Below are 19,994 nucleotides of genomic sequence, written 5' to 3' on the forward strand. Positions count from 1 at the left end.
CGGCGGCTGCTCACCGGTCGGCGGGATTCTCGACCAGGCAGTCGATCTCGATCCGGAGCTCCCCGTCGCGCGAGGTGTCGCGGAAGACGCCGACCTGAGCGATAGCCTCCCACGTCGCAGGATCGACGCCGCGCAAGGGCGCGCCTGAGGAGCGGAGCGTGATCGGCACGAGCAGTCCTCGGGCGGCCGTCCCGGCTCCGGGATCGCGGGGGCTGCCCGACTCGACGTGGAGGACCACGGCGAGCCCGGTCGCGCTGTCGGCGATCAGCCAGATCGCCGAGAGGAGCCCGTCGCGCTGCTGGTGTCCGAGGAGTCCGGCGGTGCCGTCCGGGTCGTCGAGCTCGACGAGCGGCGCGAGCAGCTCGGACTCGAGCACGGCGTGGTGCAGCCAGGTCTCGCGCCGCCCCTCGATGAGGTGGAGGCGGAGCTGGGTGGCGAGCGAGGTCGCGTGGGCGGCGCGCTGGGCGTCGAGGGGCAGGCGGACCGAGCCGTCGCCCACCTCGGCGAGGAGGCGCTCGGCGGCGAGGTCGAGCCGTGCGAGCTCTTCCGAGGCGAGCATCCCGACCGCGTAGCGCGGGCCGAGCGTGGTGCTCTGCACGAGGGCGCGGTCGATCTCGAGCTGGACCATCCGGCGGAATCCGCGCATCATCACGACCACGACGACGGCCGGCGCGATCGTCACCACGAGGGCGCTGATGCGCACCGAGAGCGCGCCTGCGCCGCCCGACTCCATCGAGAGGAACGCGATCACCTCGGCGATCGCGACGAGGGCGCTCACCGCGAGGATCTCGATCCCGCGCCGGTGGACGATCAGCGCGGCGTGCGCGACGGCGCCCGCGACCGCGGCGGTGGGGACGGTGCGGGCCGCGCCGGAGTCGGTCACGGCCACCAGGTCGAGCACGACGGCGGCTCCGACGGCGACGAGGAAGCAGAGGTAGACCGGGAGCGGCAGGCGGCGTCCGCCGAGGTGGATCGCGAGGACGGTGGACCCGAAGGCCAGGACGACGAGGACCCAGGCGATCGCCGCGGGTGCGAGGTCGCTGTAGCGGGCGGAGGTCGAGAGGAAGATCAGCAGCTCGTAGGCGAGGATCGCGGCGGCGATGCCGTTGAGGCCGCTGCCGAGGTAGTTGGTGCCGAGCCCCTCCTGCTGGCGGCGGACCGAGCGGGCGGACCGGGAGGAGCGGCCGTGCGTCGCGGGCACGCGTCCCAGCAGCGGGGCCCGAGACTCCGGTGCTGGGCTCACTTCGGGACCTCCAGCACCACGGTCGTCCCCGATCCGGGGGCGCTGAACAGTCTGGTGCGGCCGCCGACGTCGCCGAGCCGGGCGATCACCGACTCCTTGAAGCCGAGCTTCGTGTCGGGGACGGTCGCGATGTCGAAGCCCGCGCCCGCGTCGGTGACCATCGCGCGGACGGTCGTCTCGTCCTCGGTGATCGTCACGTCGGCCGAGGCGACGCCGGAGTGGCGGCGCACGTTCTCGAGGCACTCCGCCAGGGCGAGGACGAAGGAGTCGAGGGCCGCGCCGGTGAGCGCCACCTGGCCGGAGCCGTGCCAGATCACGTCGAGCCCCATCCGGCCGAAGCGGTTGCGGACGGTCTCGAGGGTGTTGGCCGCGGGGGCGGAGGTGACGCTGGTCAGCTGGTAGGAGCCGGACGCGCTCGGGGTGGGGGTCCCGCCGAGCCGGAGCTGGCGCAGGAGCTGCGCGTCCTGCGCCGCCTGCTGCCGGAGCGCGTCGACCGACACTCCGCGGCCCGAGTGCGCGAGGAGCGTGAGGGTGGCCAGCACCGTGTCGTGCAGGAGCCGCGCGCCCTGCCGGCGCTGCGCCTCCGTCTCGCTGGCGAGGCGCTCCACACGGTGCGCGTTGCCGATGCTGTCGATCCGCCGCACCACCCGCGGGACCGCTGTGCCGATCCAGAGGGCGAAGCCGCAGAGCGTGCCCCAGGGCAGCAGGCTCTGGACGACCACGGTGGGGATCATGGTGCCGCTCGAGACGAGTACCGACGGGATCAGGCTCGGGAGGAGCACCGGCAGCAGCAGGAGCAGGCGGCGCGCGGACGTCGTCACGACCACGGCGATGCTCGCGGTCACGGCGTTCGCGGTGTTGACCAGGACGAACCCGGCGAAGTCGGCGCCCGGAGCGAGCCCCAGGGCGAGGCCCCAGCCCAGCAGCAGGCCGCCGACGGCGACGGTGATCACGCGGCTGCGGCGCCCCGTCCGGGCGAGCTCGACGTGGGCGGCCATCATGCCCAGGAGCAGCGCGACGGCGAACGGCACGGCGGCGGGCTGGAGCGTTCCGGGGATGAGGGCCATGCCGAGCGCCCCCGCTTCCGTGAGCAGGCCGATCCCGCAGGCGGAGTGGCGCAGCAGCCGGTCGCGCTCGCGGGCGCTGCGGATCATCGGCACGCGCTGGCCCCCTCCGGTCGTGGTGCGGGGCTGGCCCCCGACTCAAGATAGCCACTGCCCGGGCCGGTCGGAGCGGTTCGGGGCGTCGAACCGCGCCGGAGTCGACCCGGTCAGGCCGTCGCGGGATGCGCCAGCAGCCGGGCGAGGTGCGCGCCGACCGCGTCGTCCTCGATGAGGAACCCGTCGTGGCCGAACGTCGAGGTGATCACCGCGACCTCTCCGCCGTCGAGGGCGCCGGGAGCGTGCGCCGCGATGATCCGCTGGCCCTCGACCGGGAAGAGCCGGTCGCTGTCGATGCCGAGGACGAGGGTCGGGCTGGTGATCCGGGAGAGGGCGGCCGCCTCGCCGCCCCGGCCGCGGCCGACGTCGTGCGAGTTCATCGCCTCGACGAGCGTGATGTAGCTGTTCGCGTCGAAGCGGCGCGTGAACTTGTTGCCGTGGAAGTCGAGGTACGACTCCACGGCGAAGCGGCCGCCGCCGCCGAGCGGGCTCAGCCCCGACTGCCAGCTGCGCTCGAAGCGGTCGTTGAGCTCGGAGGGGCTGCGGTAGTTGAGCAGTGCCATCCGGCGGGCGAGCGCGAGGCCGTGGTACGGGCCCTGGCCGTCGCCCGCGTCGTAGTAGGAGCCGCCCGCGAAGGCCGCGTCGTTGCGGATCGCCTCGAGCTGCACGAAGTTGAGGGCGATCTGGTCGGCCGTGGCCCGCGGGGGAGCTGCGAGGACCGCGAGGCGCGCGACCCGCTCCGCGTGGTCGATCCCCCACTCCAGCGCCTGCATCCCGCCCATCGAGCCGCCGATGACGGTGTGCCAGCGCTCGACGCCGAGCAGGTCGCTGAACTGCACCTGCGCCCGCACCTGGTCGCGGATGCTCGTGTACGGGAACCGTGCGCCCCACTCGTGGCCGTCCGGGGCGAGGGACGCGGGCCCGGTGGAGCCCTGGCACCCGCCGAGCATGTTCGGGGCGACCACGAAGAAGCGGTCGGTGTCGATCACGAGGCCGGGGCCGACGAGTCCCGACCACCAGCCGTCCGTCGCGTGGCCGGGATCGCCGCGGCCGAGCAGGTGGGAGTCGCCGGTCAGCGCGTGCAGGACGAGGACGGCGTTGTCGCGGCGCTCGTTCAGAGCGCCCCAGCTCTCGTAGGCGATGCGGGCGTGGGGGAGGCGGCCGCCCGCCTCGAAGTCGAACGGGCCGAGGTCGACGAAGCGGCGTCCGCCCGGGTGGTCGCCGTCGCGCCAGGCTCCGGTGGCGGGCGGCTTGCCGATGACCGAGAGGAGCTGGCGCTCGGTGACGAACGCCGACGGGACCGTGTCCTCGAGTGTCTGCTGCCAGTCCATAGCGCTGTCCATCGTGTCAGAGCGCCGCGGGGCGGAGCCGTTTGTTACGCCCTGCTCCCGCGCTCCTCCGCCCGCGCGCGGAGCGCCCCGACGCGATCCCCGCGGACGGGGACCCCGTCAGGGCGCCGAGGGGCCTCAGGCGTTCGCGCGGGAGGCCTCGACGACGGCGCGCGCGGCGCGGAGGGCCTGGTCGAGGTCGGCGCGGAGGTCGTCGACGTTCTCGAGTCCCACCGACAGGCGCACCAGGCCCGGAGTGACGCCGGCGGTCAGCTGCTGCTCGGGCGAGAGCTGCGAGTGCGTGGTCGACGCGGGGTGGATGACGAGCGAGCGGACGTCGCCGATGTTGGCCAGGTGCGAGAACAGCTCCAGCGAGTCGACGAAGGCCCGGCCGGCGTCCACTCCGCCCTTGAGCTCGAACGAGAGCACCGCGCCCACGCCCTTCGGCGCGTAGCGGTTGGCCGCGGCGTACCAGGGCGAGGTGGGCAGGCCCGAGTAGTTCACCGAGGCGATGTCGGAGTGGTTCTCGAGGTACTCCGCGATCTCCTGCGCGTTCTGCACGTGGCGCTCGATCCGGAGCGAGAGGGTCTCGATGCCCTGGATGAGCTGCCAGGCGCTCGCCGGGGCGATCGAGGCGCCGAGGTCGCGCAGCAGCTGCACGCGGGCCTTGATGATGTAGGCGAGGGAGTCGCCGACCGCGTCGGTGTAGACGGCACCGTGGTACGACTCGTCCGGCGTGGTGAGGCCGGGGAAGCGCTCGGCGTTCGCGGTCCACGAGAAGCGGCCGCCGTCGACGATCGCTCCGCCGATGACCGTGCCGTGGCCGCCGAGGAACTTCGTCGCCGAGTGCACGATGATGTCCGCGCCGTGCTCGAAGGGGCGGATCAGGTAGGGCGTCGCGATGGTGTTGTCCACGATCAGGGGCACGCCGGCGTCGTGCGCGACATCGGCCACGGTGCGGATGTCGAGGATGTTGATCTTGGGGTTGCCGACGGTCTCGGCGAAGAACAGCTTCGTGTTCGGGCGGACGGCGCGGCGCCACTCCTCGCGGTCGTCCTGGTTCTCGACGAAGGTCGTCTCGATGCCGAGCTTGGCGAGGGTGTACTTGAAGAGGTTGTAGGTGCCGCCGTAGATCGAGGACGACGAGACGATGTGGTCGCCGGCCTGGGCGATGTTCAGCACGGCCGCGGTCTCGGCGGCCTGACCCGAGGCGAGCAGCAGGGCGCCGGAGCCGCCCTCGAGGGCGGTGAGCCGCTCCTCCACGACCGCCTGGGTGGGGTTCTGGATGCGGGTGTAGATGTTCCCGAACTCGGCCAGCGCGAACAGGTTCTGGGCGTGCTCCGCGTTGTCGAAGACGTAGGAGGTGGTCTGGTAGATCGGCGTCGCGCGGGCCTTGGTCACCGGGTCCGGGGCGGCGCCCGAGTGGATCTGCTTGGTCTCGAACTGCCACTTCTCGGAGTCGGTCATGGTGCTTCCCATCGGATCGTCGGGGTCGGTGACGGGGCCGTTCTCCGTCGCGACGAGCGTACGCGGGGGGCCCGCCAGGCGGCCAGGACCGCCGACACACGGGGTAACGGCCGTCAGCGCCGCTCGGGCTGCCGGTCGCGCTTGGCGCCCGTGGGGTCTGCGCGGTCCGGGCGCGGGGGCCTCTCGTCGGCCACCGGGGCGAAGAGCCAGGCCGCGCGGGGCTCGACCAGCCGATGGAAGACGGTGCGGGTCCAGCCCAGCGAGAGCGCGACCGAGACCGCGATGCAGAACACGATCATCAGCACGAGGGCGAGCGTGCTCTCCGTCCGCGAGAGGATCCCGGACTCCCGCAGCGGATAGAGGACGAAGCTGTGGAGGAGGTAGACGTACATCGTGGACTGCCCCCAGGCGGTGAGCGGGGTGCGGCGGCGCGGAACCAGCGCGAAGAGCGCGAGCGAGAGCACGACCGCTCCGGCCATCAGGGCCAGCCGCACCAGCCCGGCCCACCACTGGGTCTCGCCGAGGGCGTCGTAGGGGCGGTCGTAGAAGAACCAGTAGCGCAGGTCCGCCGCTCGGAACGCCTCGATGTTGACGGTCATGACGACCGCCGTGACCGCGAAGAGGACGACGGCGAGGATCCGGGCGAGGAGGACCCGCGACGGCGGCTGATCGAGCCAGCGCTCGACGGCGGAGCGGCCGCCGGGGGCGAAGCCGCGCAGGCGCCAGCCGAACACGAAGAACGGCAGGATCCCGATCGCGCGTGCGAGCGAGAAGGTCGAGTCGATGTTGTCGTAGTAGCTGACCCCGACCGCGAGCACCACGCTGATCAGCAGCGGCCAGCGCAGCAGCGCCAGGTAGGGGAGGACGAGGCGGAAGATGCCCAGCGCGAGCAGGAACCACAGCGTCCAGCTCGGCTTCGTCGGGTTGAACTCCTGCTTGCCCTCGACCAGGAACTGCACCAGGGTCCAGATCGTCTCCATGATCAGGTAGGGCAGGAGGATGTCGGTCAGCACCCGCCGCATCGCACGCCCGCTCGGGGCGCCGCTCTTGGAGAAGTAGCCCGAGATGATCGCGAACGCCGGCATGTGGAAGGCGTAGATCGTCAGGTAGACGATGAGCGAGGTGTCGGAGTTGGCCGTCAGCCTCTGGACGCCGTGCCCGATCACGACGAGGGTCACGCAGACGAAGCGCGCGTTGTCCCAGAGGGGAACGCGGCGCTTCGGGGTGACGGCTGTCCCGGCGGTCGCGGGAACCGGGTCGGCGGGCGGCACGCGGCCAGACTAGCGTTGGGCTGCGACGACGGAGTCGAGGGTGTCCGAGGCTTGACGGAAGGGGACGGGCGTGGATCGACGCGTTGTCGTGACAGGAGCGAGTTCAGGGATCGGGGCGGCCGCGGTCCGTCTGTTCCGCGAGCACGGCTGGGAGGTCGTCGCCGTCGCGCGCCGGCGCGACCGGCTGGAGGCGCTCGCCGCCGAGACCGGCGCCGGGTACTTCGCCGCCGACCTCACCGACGCCGCCCAGGTCGACGCTCTGCGCGACCACCTCTCCTCCTCCGGGCCCGTGCACGCGCTCGTGAACAACGCGGGCGGTGCGCTCGGACTCGACTCGGTCGAGAAGTCCGACCCCGAGGACTGGCGCCGCATGTTCGAGATCAACGTGCTCTCGGTGAAGCTCGTGACCAGCGCGCTGCTCCCGCTGCTGCGGGCCGGGATCCGGGGGAGCGGGACCTCCGCGGACATCGTGACCGTCACCTCGATCGCCGGCCACGTCGCCTACGAGGGCGGAGGCGGGTACAACGCCGCCAAGCACGCCGCGCACGCGCTGGTCGCCGTGCTGCGGCTCGAGCTGGCGGGCGAGCCGATCCGAGTGATCGAGATCGCGCCGGGGATGGTGCACACGGACGAGTTCTCGCTGGTCCGCTTCGGCGGCGACCGGGAGCGCGCCGACGCGGTCTACGCCGAGGTCCCCGACCCGCTCGTCGCGGAGGACGTCGCCGCTGCGATCGTCTCCTCGGTGGAGCTCCCCGCCCACGTCAACCTCGACCTGGTGACCATCAAGCCGGTCGCGCAGGCGGCCCCGCACAAGGTCGCGAAGGGACCCCTGGCCCCGCGCGCCTGACCGATGTGACGCGGAGGCCCGCGACGGCCTAGCCTGTCCCTCATGGTTTCCGACGCCGACGACTCCGCCGCCCTCCTCGCCGCCACGGAGAAGGAGGTGCTCGGCTGGCTCGAGTTCGGCGACGCCGCTCGGCACCTGGCCGACGACGTGGTCGCGTCGGGCTACCGGCCGGAGCTGGTCGTCGCCATCGCGCGCGGCGGTCTGCTCCTCGCGGGCGCCGTGGCCTACGCGCTCGGCATCAAGAGCTGCGGCGCGCTGAACGTCGAGTTCTACACCGGCGTCGAGGCGCGCCTGGCGGAGCCCGTGGTGCTGCCGCCGCTGCTCGACGAGGCGTCCGTGCGCGGCAAGCGCATCCTCCTGGTCGACGACGTCTCCGACTCCGGCCACACCCTCGCCCTCTCGGTGAAGCTCATCCGCGCGATGGGTGCCGAGGTGCGCACCGTGACCCTCTACACGAAGCCGCGCACGGTGCTCGAGCCCGATTTCTTCTGGCGCCGCACCCCGCGCTGGATCGTCTTCCCCTGGTCGGCTCTGCCCCCGGTGGACGGAGCCCTCGCCGAGGACGACGAGTGAGCGTCCACCTGATCGGCGGCGGAGGCGGCGTCGAGCACGACCAGCAGCTGTACGGGGCGTTCCTCGCGGAGGCGCGCGCCCACGCGGTCGACGCCGGCCGGATCGAGGGCCCGCGCATCGCGATCGTCGTCGTCCACGACGGGCTCGGCCCCGAGGCCTACGCCGGCTACGCGGCACTGCTCGCGACGGTCGGCCCGCTCGACGCGTTCGCCGTGATGAAGCCGGAGGGCGGCCGGATCGATCCCGCGGTCTTCGACGACGTCGACGGGATCTTCGTCGGCGGAGGGCTGACCCCGGCCTACCGCGACGCGCTCGAGGCCTGCTTCCCGCGGCTGCGCGATCTCGTCTCCTCCGGAGTGCCGTACGCCGGCTACTCGGCGGGAGCCGCCGTCGCGGCCGACCGCGCCCTCGTCGGCGGCCACCGGATCGGCGGCGTCGCCGTCGTCCCGGAGGGCGCGGCGGAGGAGCTCGACGAGGTCACGGTGCTCGAGGGCATCGGTCTCATCGACGTGACGGTCGACGTGCACGCGGCGCAGTGGGGGACCCTCGGCCGCCTGGTCGCGGCCGTCGAGGCGGGCCTGGTCGACGGCGGCGTCGCGCTCGACGAGTCCACCGTGCTGATCGTCGGCACCGGCGCGCTCCGCGTCGGCGGCGCCGGCTCGGTGTGGCGCGTGAGCGGCAGCGACGCCGGAGTCGTCGTCGCGACGCTCGCGGCGGGCTGACTCGGTGGACCTCGCGGAGCTCGCGGCCTCGGGACTGATCGACAGGGGCTGGGCGGAGGCGCTCGCCCCCGTCGCCGGGGACATCGCCGCGATGGGCGACTTCCTCCGCGGCGAGGTCGCGGCCGGCCGACCCTACCTCCCCGCGGGCCGCGACGTGCTCCGCGCCTTCGCCGCACCGCTCGCGGACGTGCGCGTCCTCATCGTCGGACAGGACCCGTACCCGACGCCCGGGCACCCGATCGGGCTGTCCTTCGCGGTCGAGCGCCACGTGCGCCCGCTGCCGAGGAGCCTGCAGAACATCCACCGCGAGCTCCGGGACGACCTCGGCGTCGAGCCGCCCGAGCACGGCGACCTCAGCGGCTGGACCTCGAGCGGCGTGATGCTGCTCAACCGGGTCCTCACCGTCGCCCCCGGCTCTCCCGCCTCGCACCGCGGGAAGGGCTGGGAGGCGGTCACCGAGCACGCGATCCGCACGCTGGCCGCCCGGGACGCGCCTCTCGTCGCGATCCTCTGGGGCCGCGATGCCGCGTCGCTCCGCCCGATGCTGGGGGAGGCCGGAGTGATCGAGAGCGCGCACCCCAGCCCGCTGTCGGCCTCGCGCGGCTTCTTCGGCTCCCGGCCGTTCAGCCGCGCCAACGCCCTCCTGGAGGAGCGCGGCGCGGAGCCGGTCGACTGGAGCGCTCTCGCGTGACCGGGCGCTCGCCCGCGGGGCGGCTACGCTGGCCCGGATCGATGGGCGGAGCCGAAGGGGAGCCGGATGCTTGAGGAAGAGTACGAGAGCCGGCGCGTCCTGCCGCCGCACCTGCGGAAGGCGCCGCCTCCCGAGCCCGGCTTCTCGTTCGAGATCCGCGACGCCCGCGACGCCGACCTCCCGGACATCCGCGAGATCTACAACCACTACGTGCGCAACACGGTGGTGACCTTCGACGAGGACGACTCGACGCTGAAGGAGTGGCGCACGAAGTTCTCCCGCAACCAGAAGCTCGGGCTGCCCTTCATCGTGGCCGTCTCGCCGTCGGGCCAGATCCTCGGCTACGCGATGGTGTCGCCGTGGTCCTCCAAGCGGGCGTACCGCTTCACCGTGGAGAACTCGATCTACCTGCGGGCGGCCTCCACCGGCAAGGGCCTCGGCCGGGCGCTGATGGCCGAGCTCCTCGAGCGCGCGAAGGCCGTGGGGATCCGTCAGATCATGGCCGTCATCGCCGACAAGGGCGCGGAGGCGTCGCTGGCGATGCACGCGCAGTTCGGATTCGTCGAGGTCGGCCGGATGGGCCGCGTCGGCTTCAAGTTCGAGCGCTGGCTCAGCACCGTCCTGCTGCAGAAGACGCTCAAGTAGGGCCGACCCGCCCCTGCGAATGCGCCTCATCGACAGGTGCCGGGGAGCGCGCCGTCCCTACACTGGACGGCATGGAATGGCTCGTCCCGCTCATCGTCGTCGTCGCGCTCGTCGTCATCCTCGGGGTCTACCTCTGGGCGACGTACAACTCGCTGGTCACCCTCAACGTCCGCGTGGACGAGGCGTGGAGCGACATCACCGTCCAGCTGAAGCGCCGTGCGGATCTGATCCCCAACGTGATCGACTCCGTGAAGGGCTACGCCTCGCACGAGCGCCAGGTCTTCGAGTCGGTGACGCAGGCTCGCGCCGAGACGCTGCAGGCCCAGGGCCCGGCGGAGGCGTCGGTCGCCGAGGACCACATGCAGAGCGCGCTGAAGTCGATCTTCGCGGTCGCGGAGGCGTACCCCCAGCTGCAGGCGAGCCAGAACTTCCTCCAGCTGCAGGGCGAGCTGGTCGACACCGAGGACAAGATCCAGTCGGCCCGGCGCTTCTACAACGGCGGCGTGCGCGAGATGAACACCAAGGTGAAGGTCTTCCCGAACACGCTCTTCTCGCGTCGGCTCGGCTTCTCGGAGCGCGAGTTCTTCGAGGTCGGCGATCTCGCCGCGATCTCGGAGCCCCCGCGCGTCCAGTTCTAGGCAGCCGCCGTGTACAGCGCGATCGCCCGCAACAAGCGCAACACGGTCCTGATCCTCGTCCTGTTCCTGGCGATCATCGGCGGCCTGGGCGCCCTGGCTGCAGCGGTCTACCGCAGCACGGCGATCGTCGTGGCGGTGCTCGTGATCGCCGCCGGGTACGCGTTCTTCCAGTACTTCTTCGCCGCTCGCCAGGCGGTCGCGCTCAGCGGCGGCGTGGCGGTGGAGAAGGCGGACGAGCCGAGGCTCTACCGCATCGTCGAGAACCTCTCGATCGCGACGGGCACGCCGATGCCGAAGGTGTACCTGATCGACGACCCGGCGCCGAACGCGTTCGCGACCGGCCGTGATCCCGAGCACGCCGTCGTGGCTGCGACGACGGGCCTGCTCGCGATCATGGACGACGCCGAGCTGGAGGGCGTGATGGCCCACGAGCTGGGCCACGTCCGCAACTACGACATCCGCGTCTCGATGATCGTCTTCGGTCTCGTCGTCGCGGTGGGCTTCCTCTCGGACGCCTTCCTCCGCCTGGCCTTCTTCGGGCGGGGCGGCAACGGCAACGGCGGGGGCAACCCGGCGCTCCTGATCGTCGGGCTGGTGTCGATGGTCCTCGCGCCGATCGTCGCCTCGGTCGTGCAGCTCTCGATCTCCCGTCAGCGCGAGTACCTCGCCGACGCGACCGGCGCGCTGACGACCCGCCACCCCGACGCCCTCGCCCGCGCCCTGCTCAAGCTCGAGTCCGCGGGCCGGCCGATGCAGCGGCAGAACAGCTCGATGGCGCACCTCTGGATCGCCGACCCGTCGAAGCCGGGGGTGGTCGCGCGCCTCTTCGCGACCCATCCGCCGATCGCGGACCGCGTCGCCCGCCTCTCCGAGATGGGCTCGCGCTTCTAGCAGGCCGATCCGGCCGACGCCCCGTCGACGATCGCCGCCCCGCACCGCATCCCGCTTCGGTCAGAGGCGCGCCCGTCACCGCGCCGGACGGGACGTCATCCGGTCGGAGCCGCGAGCGGACCGCCGTCGACGGTCGTCAGGTACTCGGCGAAGACCGGCGCCGGGTCGATGCCGCTCGCCGACGCGTCGACCAGCGCCCGCCGGACCAGGGCGAGGACGACGGTGGCCAGGACGGCCGCCCGGTGCGGGGACGTGCGGCCGAGCCCCATCCGCTCCGCGAGGAACGGCGTCAGCGCCTCCTCGCCGTCGTGCAGCGACTGCGCCCAGACGGCGCGCATCGCCGAGGTCTCGGTGAGCTGGGGGATCAGCCGGAGGGTGCGGTCGAGCTGGGGACCGGAGGCCGCCGCGGCGAAGGCGTGGCCGAGCGCCGCGTTCAGCGGCTCGGCGGCCGGGCGCTCGAGGAGGGCGCGTCCCATCGCGGCGATCGCGGCGGCGAGCACCGGGCGCACGCAGTCCTCCTTCCCGCCGAGGTACCGGTGGAAGGTCCGGAGGGAGACGCCGGCCGCGTGGGCGAGCTCGCCCGTGCCGACTCCGACGACGCTCCCGCGCTCGAGCAGACGGGCGACGCAGCGCTCCGAGAGCGCCAGCGCCAGGACGCCGCCGGGCGCGCTCACGCGATCCTCCTCAGTGCTGCGGCGAGGGCGGCCGCGAGGTCGCCGCGACCGACGACCTCGACGGCGTCGAGGCCCTGCCAGGCCGCCGCCTCGACCAGCAGTGCGGCGAGCCGCTCCGGCGTGTCGGCCGGGGCCCCCGGCTCGAGCCAGGCGGCCTGCACGAGGAGGACCCGGCGCTTGCGCTCGCTCTTGAGGTCGACCCGTGCAGCGATCACGTCGTCGAGGAGCACGGGGAGGACGTAGTAGCCGTGGACCCGCCGCTCGGCCGGGGTGTAGATCTCGATCCGGTAATGGAAGCCGAAGAACAGCTCGGCCCTCGGCCGGTGCCAGACCACGGGGTCGAACGGCGAGAGGAGCGCGTCCGCCCGGAGCGTGCGGGGGCGTCGGGCATCGACGTGCCGCCAGAGCGGCACGGGTCGCCCGCCCCGCTCCCAGCCGCGCACCTCGACGCGCTCGAGCTCGCCCGCCTCGACCAGCTCGTCGATCGCGACGCGCGTGGGGGACTGGAGCAGCCGGTGGTAATCGGCCAGGTCGCCGAGGGTGCCGATCCCATGGGCCCGGGCCGCCCGGCGCACGAGCTCGCGGACGGCGTCGGGGAGGGGCACGTCGGCATCGAGCACCGCGCTCGGGAGGAGCCGCTCGGCGAGACCGTAGGAGCGCTCGAAGCGCGTGCGCCCCGCCGTCACCACCTCGCCCCAGCGGAACAGGACCTCGAGGCCGCGCTTGATGTCGGACCAGCCCCACCAGGGGCCCGTGCGGACGTTGGCCTCGTGCTCGATCTCGGAGGCGCGGAGGGGACCGTCGGCGAGCGCGGCGCGGAGCCAGTCGAGGGTGGCGCGGTTCTCGTGGGCCCAGCCCTCGTGCTCGGGCAGGCGGACCCGGCGGTAGTGCTCCATCCGCCAGCGGTAGAGCGGGAGATCCTCGCGGCGGACGAGGGCGGCCTCGTGTGCCCAGTACTCGACGTAGGGGCCGTCGGGGGAGAAGGCCGCGGCGTCGAGGAGGGAGCGATCGTACGGGCCGAGCCGCGCGAGCAGCGGCAGGTAGTGGCTCCGCTCGAAGACGTTCACCGAGTCGAGCTGGAGCGGGCGGATCCGGTCCACGGCGGCGCGCACCCGGCGCGCGTCGACCCGGGACGGACGGGGGCCGAACCCCTGCGCCGCCAGGGCGATGCGGCGCGCCAGCGCGGGGGAGAGCTGCTCGGTCATGGTCCGCCCACGCTAGCGAACGCCCCCGACATCGCCGTCTCCGATTCGGCCCCCGGCTTTCGCCCGGCATTCACCGCCGCGCTCCCTCGCCGTCTCGCGGCGCTCCTACCGTTCCCGAGGCCGTCCCACCGGGGCGGCCCACCCGACTCCTGGAGGCCCCTTGACCATTCAGCGCCTGTCGCGCACCGCCGCGGTCGCCGCCGCCGGCACCGCCCTCGTCTTCACGCTCTCGGCCTGCTCCGGCGGCGCCACCGCCTCGTCCGACGGCGGCGGCACGGACGCGGCGTCCGCCACGTCCGCCGCGGACCTCGGCGGGCTGGACGCCCTGGTCGAGGCTGCGAAGGCCGAGGGCGAGCTCAACGTCATCGCCCTGCCCGACACCTGGGCGAACTACGGCGAGCTGATCAGCGGCTTCGAGGACGAGTACGGCATCACCGTGAACTCCGCCGACCCCGACGTCTCCTCCGCGGAGGAGATCAGCACGGCGGAGAACCTCGCCGGGCAGGACACCGCTCCCGACGTGTTCGACCTGGGGCCGGCCGTCGCTCTGGCGAACACGGACGTGTTCGCGCCGTACAAGGTCCAGTCCTGGGACGACATCCCCGAGGGTAACAAGGAGGAGTCGGGCCTCTGGGTCAACGACTACACCGGCCTGATGTCGATCGGGTTCGACGCGGCCGCGGTGCCTGCGCCCGCGTCGCTCGAGGACCTCCTCGGCGCCGACTACCGCGGCTCGGTCGCGATCAACGGCGACCCGACCCAGGCGGGAGCCGCCGCGGCCGCAGTGCAGCTCGCGGCTCTCCAGTCCGGCGGCTCCGCCGACGACGTCCAGGCGGGGATCGACTTCTTCGAGAAGCTGAACGACGCCGGCAACTCCTGCCGCTGGACCCGACCGACGCCACCATCGCCTCGGGCGAGACCCCTGTCGTCTTCGACTGGAGCTACAACAACCTCGCCGCCGGGAAGGCGAACGAGGGCACCCGCGAGTGGACGACGACCGTCCTCCCGGGCTCCGCCGTCGGCAGCTACTACAACCAGGCGGTCAACGCCGACGCTCCGCACCCGGCGGCCGCGCGGCTCTGGCAGGAGTACCTCTACTCCGACGCCGCGCAGAACCTCTACCTCGCCGCCGGCGCCTACCCGGTGCGCCTGGCCGCGATGACCGAGGCCGGCACGGTCGACCAGGACGCGCTCGACGCCGTCGGCGCCGCTCCCTCCGACCTCGTCCAGTTCACGGAGAAGCAGACCGAGGCGGCCTCGTCGCTCCTCGCCGAGAAGTGGGCCGCGGCGATCCAGTGACCACCGCTCCCGCCGAGGCCGTCTCCGGGGCGTCCGCGCCCCGTGGACGGCGCGGCACCCCGGCCGTGCTGGGCGTCGCCCCCTTCGCGCTCTACGTCCTGCTGTTCCTGGCCGTCCCCACGGTCCTCGCCGTGGCGACCGGATTCACGGACGGAGACGGCCGCTTCACCACGGCGAACGTGCTCGCGCTCGGGGATCCCGTCGTGCTGTCCGCCTTCGGCGCGTCGCTCGGGCTCTCGGCCGTGACCGCCGTCGTCGGCGCGGTGCTGGGCGCGGTCGTGTGCCTGGCCCTGCTCGGCTCCGATCCGCGCGGGGCGCTCCGGACCGTCGTCGATGCAGCGGCGAGCGTCCTCGCGCAGTTCGGCGGCGTGATGCTCGCGTTCGCGTTCATCGCGACGATCGGCGTGCAGGGGCTGGTGACCACCCTCCTCGCGGGAGCGGGCGTCGACCTCTACGCCGACGGCGTGTGGCTCTACCAGCTGCCCGGGCTCGTCCTGCCCTACCTCTACTTCCAGGTGCCCCTGATGGTGCTCACGTTCCTGCCCGCGCTCGAGGGCCTGCGTCCGGAGTGGGCCGAGGCGAACGCGGTGCTCGGCGGGGGCCGGCTCGGCTACTGGCTGCACGTGGCCCTCCCGGTGCTGGCGCCGTCGTTCCTCGGCTGCGTGCTGCTGCTGTTCGCGAACGCGTTCTCCTCCTTCGCCACCGCGGCGGCGCTGATCAGCCAGGGCGCGCAGATCGTCCCGCTGCAGATCCGCGCCGCGCTGGTCAGCGAGACGGTGCTGGGCCGTGAGAACCTCGCGGGCGCCCTCGCGCTCGGGATGCTCGCGGTGATGGTGGTCCTGATGTCCGGGTACGCGCTGCTGCAGCGCCGGGCCAGGCGGTGGCAGCGATGAGGCCCGCGCGGCTCCTGTCCGGGGCGGTGCTCGTGATCACCGGGCTGGTGTTCGCCGTTCCGATCGTCGCGATGGCGGAGTTCACGCTCCGCGGCGCCGGCGGCCACGACCTCTCGCACTGGACGGCGATCCTCGACCCGGAGAACGAGCGCGCCTACCGCTCGCTGTTCCAGGGGATCGGAAACTCGCTGGTCCTCGCCGTCGTCACCGCCCTCATCGTCCTGGTCCTGCTGGTGCCGACGATGCTGCTCGTCGAGATCCGGCTCCCGCGCCTGCGCCGGGCTCTGGAGCTGGTCTGCCTGCTCCCGCTGACCGTGCCCGCCATCGTCCTCGTCGTCGGCCTCGCGCCGGTCTACTCCGTGGTCACCGAGCTCGCCGGCTCCGCGCCGTGGACGCTCGCTCTCGCCTACGGGGTGCTGGTCCTGCCCTACGCCTACCGCGCCGTGGCGGCGGACCTCGCCGGTCTCGACGCCGTGACGCTCTCGGAGGCGGCCCGCTCGCTCGGCGCGGGCCCGCTCGCGGTGCTCGGGAGGGTCCTCCTGCCGAACCTGCGCCGGGGCCTGGTCGCGGCCGCGCTGATCACCGTCGCAGTCGTTCTCGGCGAGTACACGATCGCCTCGCTCCTCAGCCGCACCACCCTCCAGACCGGCCTGGTGCAGGTGTCGAAGTCCGACGCCTACGTCGCCGTGATCTTCTCGCTGCTCTCCCTCCTCTTCGCCTTCGCCCTCCTGATCGGGATCGGCCGCCTCGCGCGGATCGGCCTGCCGACGGGCCGGGCGCGCTCCTCGAAAGGCTCCTCGTGACCGCTCCCACCCTCCCCGGCGCCCGCGTGCGCTTCGTCGACGTGGAGCGGCACTACGGCTCCGCGCGAGCGCTCGACGGCGTCTCGTTCGACGTGGCCCCGGGCGAGTTCATCGCGCTGCTCGGCCCCTCCGGCTGCGGCAAGACCACAGCCCTGCGCGCCCTCAGCGGTCTCGAGCGGATCGACGCGGGGCGGATCCTCGTCGACGAGGAGGACGTCGCCCACGTCCCCGTCGCGAAGCGCGACATGGGCATGGTCTTCCAGTCGTACTCGCTCTTCCCGCACCTGCGGGCGCGCGAGAACGTCGAGTTCGGGCTGCGCACCCGGGGAGTCGGGGCGCGCGAGCGCCGGGCGGCCGCGGGGGAGGCGCTGGAGGTCGTGGGCCTCGGCGCCCTCGGCGACCGCTACGCGCACGAGCTCTCCGGCGGCCAGCAGCAGCGGGTGGCGCTCGCGCGCGCCCTCGTCACGCGGCCGCGGGTGCTGCTGCTGGACGAGCCCCTGTCGGCCCTGGACGCGAAGGTCCGCGTCCAGCTGCGCGACGAGATCAAGCGCCTGCAGTCCGAGATCGGCATCACCACGTTCTTCGTCACGCACGACCAGGAGGAGGCGCTCGCCGTCGCCGACCGCGTCGCGGTGATGAACGCCGGGCGGATCGAGCAGCTGGGTGCACCGGAGGACCTCTACGCGCGCCCGGCGACCGCCTTCACGGCCCGCTTCGTCGGCCTCTCGACGGTGGTCGCGGGGACGGTCTCGTCGGGATCGGTCCTCGCGCTCGGCGTGCGCCTGCCGCTCGTCGACGCGGCGGCGGCCGACGGTCCCGTGTCGGTGTTCCTCCGCCCCGAGGACCTCGCCGTCGTGGCCGACGGCGCTCCCGACTCCCTGCCCGGAGTCGTCCTCGCCTCGAGCTTCCTGGGGCCGGTGCGGCGCTCGACCGTCCGGCTGTCGACGGGCGAGGAGGTCACCGTCCAGCACGCGTCGGGGCACCGCCTCGAGCCGGGGGAGCGGGTCGGCGTGCTGCCCGCGCGGCGCCCGGTCGCGGTCGGTCCGGCACCGGAGCAGGCGGCGGTCGGCGCCGCCGCATGAGCACTCCCCGGGGATACCGCGCGGGGTATGCGCCGGGGCCTAGTCTGGGCAGATGAGACTCGGCAGGTCCCGCCGCACCTCCGGCCCGCGCGCCGTCCAGCCCGCCGCGCCCGTCGCCCCGGCCGCCCCCTCCCGGCCCGCTCCCGTCGCCGATTCGGCCTTCGTGAGCGACGGGATGCGCATCGCCGGCGCCTGGGCCTGGCGCGTCCTCGTCGTGGTCGCGGCGCTCGCGGTGCTGGTGCTGCTCGTCATCGAGCTGCGGCTGATCGTCATCCCGCTCCTGCTCGCGATCGTGATCGCCGCCCTGCTCGTGCCGTTCTCGAGCTTCCTCCAGCGCCACCGCTGGCCCAAGTGGGCCGCCGTCGTCCTGGCGGAGCTGGGGATCGTCGTGGTGATCGGCGGGCTCCTCTTCCTCGTCGTCACCCAGGTCTACTCCGGCTTCGACGACCTCCGCCGGCAGACGGTGCAGTCCTACGACGACTTCAAGGCCTTCCTCCTCGAGTCGCCGCTCCACCTCACCGAGACCGACATCAACCAGTACGCGCAGCAGGCGCTCACGGCCCTGCAGCAGGACTCGGGGATGCTGGTCAGCGGCGCTCTCAGCGTCGGCTCGACCGTCGGCCACCTGCTGACGGGCGTGCTGCTCACCCTCTTCTCGACGCTGTTCATCCTCATCGACGGGCCGAACATCTGGAGCTGGGTCGTCCGCCTCTTCCCGCGCCGCGCCCGCGGAGCCGTCGACGGCGCCGGTCGCGCAGGGTGGGTGACGCTGACCAACTTCGTGAAGGTGCAGATCCTGGTCGCCTTCGTCGACGCGGTCGGCATCGGCCTCGGCTCCTTCCTCCTCGGCGTCCCGCTGGCCATCCCGATCGGCGTGCTCGTCTTCCTCGGCTCCTTCGTGCCGGTCATCGGCGCCGTGGTGACGGGGGCGCTGGCCGTCTTCATCGCGCTGGTCTACAACGGACCGCTGATCGCGCTCTTCCTGCTGATCGTCGTCCTCGCGGTGCAGCAGCTCGAGGGCCACATCCTCCAGCCGCTGATCATGGGGTCGGCGGTCAAGGTCCACCCGCTGGCCGTCGTGCTCGCGGTGGCCGGAGGCTCGATCATCGGCGGCATCGCCGGCGCCTTCTTCGCGGTGCCCGTCGTGGCCACGCTCAACGTCATGGTCAAGTACGTCGCGAGCGGAGCCTGGCGCTCGCCGACCCGAACCCCCGAGAGAGTTGCCGCAGAGCATGCAGACTAGCCGCGTCGTCGGACCCGCCCTCCACGAGTTCGAGGCGGCCCGCGCCGTCCTCGCCCCCGTCATCGCCGCCACCCCCATGGAGACGAGCACCTTCCTCGCGCAGGTCCTCGGCTCGCCCGTGTTCCTCAAGTGCGAGAACCTCCAGCGCACCGGCTCCTACAAGATCCGCGGAGCGGTGTTCCGGATGTCGCGGCTCACCCCGGAGGAGCGGGCCCGCGGAGTCGTGGCGGCCTCGGCCGGCAACCACGCGCAGGGCGTCGCCTACGCGGCGCGGGAGCTGGGGATCAAGGCCACGATCTTCATGCCGATCGGCGTCGCGCTGCCCAAGCTCGCAGCCACCCGCGACTACGGCGCGGACGTGGTGCTGAGCGGCCACATCTTCAACGAGGCGCTCGCGGCGGCGGCGGAGTTCGCCGAGCGCACGGGCGCGGTCTTCGTTCCTCCCTACGACCACCCCGACGTGATCACCGGCCAGGGCACGGTCGGCCTCGAGATCCTCGAGCAGGCCCCCGCCGTCGAGACCATCGTGGTGCCCATCGGCGGCGGCGGCCTCATCGCCGGGGTCGCATCGGCGGCCAAGCAGAAGGCGGCCGAGGAGGGGCGCACGCTCCGCGTCATCGGCGTGCAGGCGGCCAACGCGGCGCCGTACCCGCTCTCGCTCGCAAGCGGCGAGCCGACCGCGATCACGATCTCTCCGACGATCGCCGACGGCATCGCCGTGGCGAAGCCGGGGCAGCTGAACTTCGCGATCGTCCGCGAGATGGTGGACGAGGTCGTCACCGTCGAGGACGACGACATCGCCCGGGCTCTGCTGGTGCTGCTGGAGCGGGCGAAGCTCGTGGTGGAGCCCGCGGGCGCGGTGGGCATCGCGGCGATCCTGACGGGGAAGATCCGCGACGCCGGAGCGACCGCGGTCATCCTGTCGGGCGGCAACATCGATCCGCTGATGATGGAGCGGGTGATCAGCCGGGGCCTGGCCGCGTCGGAGCGCTACCTCAAGATGAGCATCGGTCTGCCGGATCGTCCGGGGCAGCTGTCGCGCATCGCGGAGCTCATCTCGGAGGCGAACGCGAACGTGGTCGAGGTGCTGCACACTCGGCACGGCCGGGGCCTGCAGATCAGCGAGGTCGAGATCGAGATCAGCGTCGAGACCCGCGGCCCCGAGCACGCCGACCGCGTCATCCAGGTCCTCACCGACGCCGGCTACGCCCCCCGCATCTCCCGCAACTGACCGCTCGAGGGCGCCGCGTCCGCGATCCCGTCGCGAGGCCGGCGCCCCGAGTCCGGGGAAGGCCGTTCGTCCGTCTCGGCGTTCCCCG

At 73.0% G+C, this 19,994-nt stretch carries 19 protein-coding genes and 1 pseudogene; 13 read left to right on the forward strand and 7 right to left on the reverse strand.

Annotated elements, in window-relative coordinates:
* Positions 1 to 10: 10 nt before the first annotated feature.
* From C5B95_RS00450 to C5B95_RS00470, 5 genes are all read right to left on the reverse strand, one after another.
* Positions 11 to 1,201 (reverse strand): hypothetical protein, encoded by a 1,191-nt coding sequence (locus tag C5B95_RS00450; protein WP_104348244.1) that lies wholly within the window; start codon positions 1,199 to 1,201, stop codon positions 11 to 13.
* A 38-nt stretch (positions 1,202 to 1,239) separates the two neighbouring features.
* The gene (locus C5B95_RS00455; protein ID WP_104339645.1) at positions 1,240 to 2,397 is read right to left on the reverse strand and encodes a sensor histidine kinase; all 1,158 of its coding nucleotides are present in this window, start codon (positions 2,395 to 2,397) and stop codon (positions 1,240 to 1,242) included.
* Positions 2,398 to 2,513: 116 nt separating this feature from the next.
* On the reverse strand, positions 2,514 to 3,734 hold the full coding sequence (locus tag C5B95_RS00460; RefSeq protein ID WP_104224444.1) for a homoserine O-acetyltransferase: 1,221 nt from the start codon (positions 3,732 to 3,734) through the stop codon (positions 2,514 to 2,516).
* Between the two features lie 135 nt (positions 3,735 to 3,869).
* Positions 3,870 to 5,198 carry a bifunctional o-acetylhomoserine/o-acetylserine sulfhydrylase gene (locus C5B95_RS00465; RefSeq protein WP_104237865.1) on the reverse strand — a complete coding sequence of 443 codons (1,329 nt, stop codon included), beginning with the start codon at positions 5,196 to 5,198 and terminating at the stop codon, positions 3,870 to 3,872.
* A gap of 113 nt (positions 5,199 to 5,311) precedes the next feature.
* Complete coding sequence (locus C5B95_RS00470; protein WP_104348245.1) at positions 5,312 to 6,469, reverse strand: acyltransferase family protein; 1,158 nt, start codon at positions 6,467 to 6,469, stop codon at positions 5,312 to 5,314.
* Between the two features lie 70 nt (positions 6,470 to 6,539).
* Between C5B95_RS00470 and C5B95_RS00475 the strand changes: the two genes are divergently transcribed.
* From C5B95_RS00475 to C5B95_RS00505, 7 genes are all read left to right on the forward strand, one after another.
* A complete protein-coding gene (locus C5B95_RS00475) occupies positions 6,540 to 7,316 on the forward strand; it encodes an SDR family NAD(P)-dependent oxidoreductase (protein ID WP_258059721.1) in 777 nt (258 codons plus the stop codon).
* Between the two features lie 42 nt (positions 7,317 to 7,358).
* The gene (locus C5B95_RS00480) at positions 7,359 to 7,889 is read left to right on the forward strand and encodes a phosphoribosyltransferase (protein ID WP_104224441.1); all 531 of its coding nucleotides are present in this window, start codon (positions 7,359 to 7,361) and stop codon (positions 7,887 to 7,889) included.
* Positions 7,886 to 8,611 carry a peptidase S51 gene (locus C5B95_RS00485; protein WP_104224440.1) on the forward strand — a complete coding sequence of 242 codons (726 nt, stop codon included), beginning with the start codon at positions 7,886 to 7,888 and terminating at the stop codon, positions 8,609 to 8,611. The genes C5B95_RS00480 and C5B95_RS00485 overlap by 4 nt, the downstream gene beginning before the upstream one ends.
* 4 nt (positions 8,612 to 8,615) lie before the next feature.
* A complete protein-coding gene (locus C5B95_RS00490) occupies positions 8,616 to 9,302 on the forward strand; it encodes a uracil-DNA glycosylase (protein WP_104232774.1) in 687 nt (228 codons plus the stop codon).
* A 66-nt stretch (positions 9,303 to 9,368) separates the two neighbouring features.
* Positions 9,369 to 9,947 (forward strand): GNAT family N-acetyltransferase, encoded by a 579-nt coding sequence (locus C5B95_RS00495; protein WP_104224438.1) that lies wholly within the window; start codon positions 9,369 to 9,371, stop codon positions 9,945 to 9,947.
* Between the two features lie 71 nt (positions 9,948 to 10,018).
* Positions 10,019 to 10,585 carry a LemA family protein gene (locus tag C5B95_RS00500; protein ID WP_104225511.1) on the forward strand — a complete coding sequence of 189 codons (567 nt, stop codon included), beginning with the start codon at positions 10,019 to 10,021 and terminating at the stop codon, positions 10,583 to 10,585.
* Between the two features lie 9 nt (positions 10,586 to 10,594).
* Positions 10,595 to 11,476, forward strand: coding sequence for a M48 family metalloprotease (locus tag C5B95_RS00505; RefSeq protein WP_104348247.1), 882 nt, complete (start codon positions 10,595 to 10,597; stop codon positions 11,474 to 11,476).
* A 95-nt stretch (positions 11,477 to 11,571) separates the two neighbouring features.
* Here the strand turns inward: C5B95_RS00505 and C5B95_RS00510 are convergent, their stop codons facing one another.
* Both C5B95_RS00510 and C5B95_RS00515 read right to left on the reverse strand, forming a co-directional pair.
* Positions 11,572 to 12,150, reverse strand: a complete 579-nt coding sequence (locus tag C5B95_RS00510; RefSeq protein ID WP_104348248.1) for a TetR/AcrR family transcriptional regulator — start codon at positions 12,148 to 12,150, stop codon at positions 11,572 to 11,574.
* Positions 12,147 to 13,355 carry a winged helix-turn-helix domain-containing protein gene (locus C5B95_RS00515; RefSeq protein WP_104348249.1) on the reverse strand — a complete coding sequence of 403 codons (1,209 nt, stop codon included), beginning with the start codon at positions 13,353 to 13,355 and terminating at the stop codon, positions 12,147 to 12,149. Before C5B95_RS00515 ends, C5B95_RS00510 begins: the two co-directional genes overlap by 4 nt.
* A 160-nt stretch (positions 13,356 to 13,515) precedes the next feature.
* Here C5B95_RS00515 and C5B95_RS00520 point away from each other — a divergent pair.
* The 6 genes and pseudogenes from C5B95_RS00520 (at position 13,516) to ilvA (ending at position 19,906) form a co-directional block, all read left to right on the forward strand.
* Positions 13,516 to 14,654, forward strand: a pseudogene (locus tag C5B95_RS00520) (ABC transporter substrate-binding protein).
* Positions 14,651 to 15,547, forward strand: a complete 897-nt coding sequence (locus tag C5B95_RS00525; protein WP_104272694.1) for an ABC transporter permease subunit — start codon at positions 14,651 to 14,653, stop codon at positions 15,545 to 15,547. The pseudogene C5B95_RS00520 and the gene C5B95_RS00525 overlap by 4 nt, the downstream one beginning before the upstream one ends.
* Positions 15,544 to 16,350: an ABC transporter permease gene (locus C5B95_RS00530; protein WP_104287618.1), complete on the forward strand. Its 807-nt coding sequence runs from the start codon at positions 15,544 to 15,546 to the stop codon at positions 16,348 to 16,350. Before C5B95_RS00525 ends, C5B95_RS00530 begins: the two co-directional genes overlap by 4 nt.
* Positions 16,347 to 17,432: an ABC transporter ATP-binding protein gene (locus C5B95_RS00535; protein WP_104249531.1), complete on the forward strand. Its 1,086-nt coding sequence runs from the start codon at positions 16,347 to 16,349 to the stop codon at positions 17,430 to 17,432. The genes C5B95_RS00530 and C5B95_RS00535 overlap by 4 nt, the downstream gene beginning before the upstream one ends.
* 52 nt (positions 17,433 to 17,484) lie before the next feature.
* Positions 17,485 to 18,675 (forward strand): AI-2E family transporter, encoded by a 1,191-nt coding sequence (locus C5B95_RS00540; RefSeq protein ID WP_104348250.1) that lies wholly within the window; start codon positions 17,485 to 17,487, stop codon positions 18,673 to 18,675.
* Entirely contained in the window at positions 18,665 to 19,906 is a 1,242-nt protein-coding gene (gene ilvA, locus C5B95_RS00545; protein ID WP_104224429.1) for a threonine ammonia-lyase, read from the forward strand. The genes C5B95_RS00540 and ilvA overlap by 11 nt, the downstream gene beginning before the upstream one ends.
* Positions 19,907 to 19,994: the final 88 nt, after the last annotated feature.

Origin of the sequence: Rathayibacter sp. AY1A7 (assembly GCF_002930845.1) — a bacterium.
Lineage (GTDB): Bacteria > Actinomycetota > Actinomycetes > Actinomycetales > Microbacteriaceae > Rathayibacter.

Excerpts from the sequence above, each read along its gene's own strand:
- C5B95_RS00495 (WP_104224438.1), top strand. The coding sequence starts at position 9,369 with ATGCTTGAGGAAGAGTACGAGAGCCGGCGCGTCCTGCCGCCGCACCTG.
- C5B95_RS00540 (WP_104348250.1), top strand. The coding sequence starts at position 17,485 with ATGAGACTCGGCAGGTCCCGCCGCACCTCCGGCCCGCGCGCCGTCCAG.
- C5B95_RS00465 (WP_104237865.1), bottom strand. The coding sequence starts at position 5,198 with ATGACCGACTCCGAGAAGTGGCAGTTCGAGACCAAGCAGATCCACTCG.
- C5B95_RS00455 (WP_104339645.1), bottom strand. The coding sequence starts at position 2,397 with ATGATCCGCAGCGCCCGCGAGCGCGACCGGCTGCTGCGCCACTCCGCC.
- C5B95_RS00515 (WP_104348249.1), bottom strand. The coding sequence starts at position 13,355 with ATGACCGAGCAGCTCTCCCCCGCGCTGGCGCGCCGCATCGCCCTGGCG.
- C5B95_RS00530 (WP_104287618.1), top strand. The coding sequence starts at position 15,544 with ATGAGGCCCGCGCGGCTCCTGTCCGGGGCGGTGCTCGTGATCACCGGG.
- C5B95_RS00500 (WP_104225511.1), top strand. The coding sequence starts at position 10,019 with ATGGAATGGCTCGTCCCGCTCATCGTCGTCGTCGCGCTCGTCGTCATC.
- C5B95_RS00460 (WP_104224444.1), bottom strand. The coding sequence starts at position 3,734 with ATGGACTGGCAGCAGACACTCGAGGACACGGTCCCGTCGGCGTTCGTC.
- C5B95_RS00480 (WP_104224441.1), top strand. The coding sequence starts at position 7,359 with ATGGTTTCCGACGCCGACGACTCCGCCGCCCTCCTCGCCGCCACGGAG.
- ilvA (WP_104224429.1), top strand. The coding sequence starts at position 18,665 with ATGCAGACTAGCCGCGTCGTCGGACCCGCCCTCCACGAGTTCGAGGCG.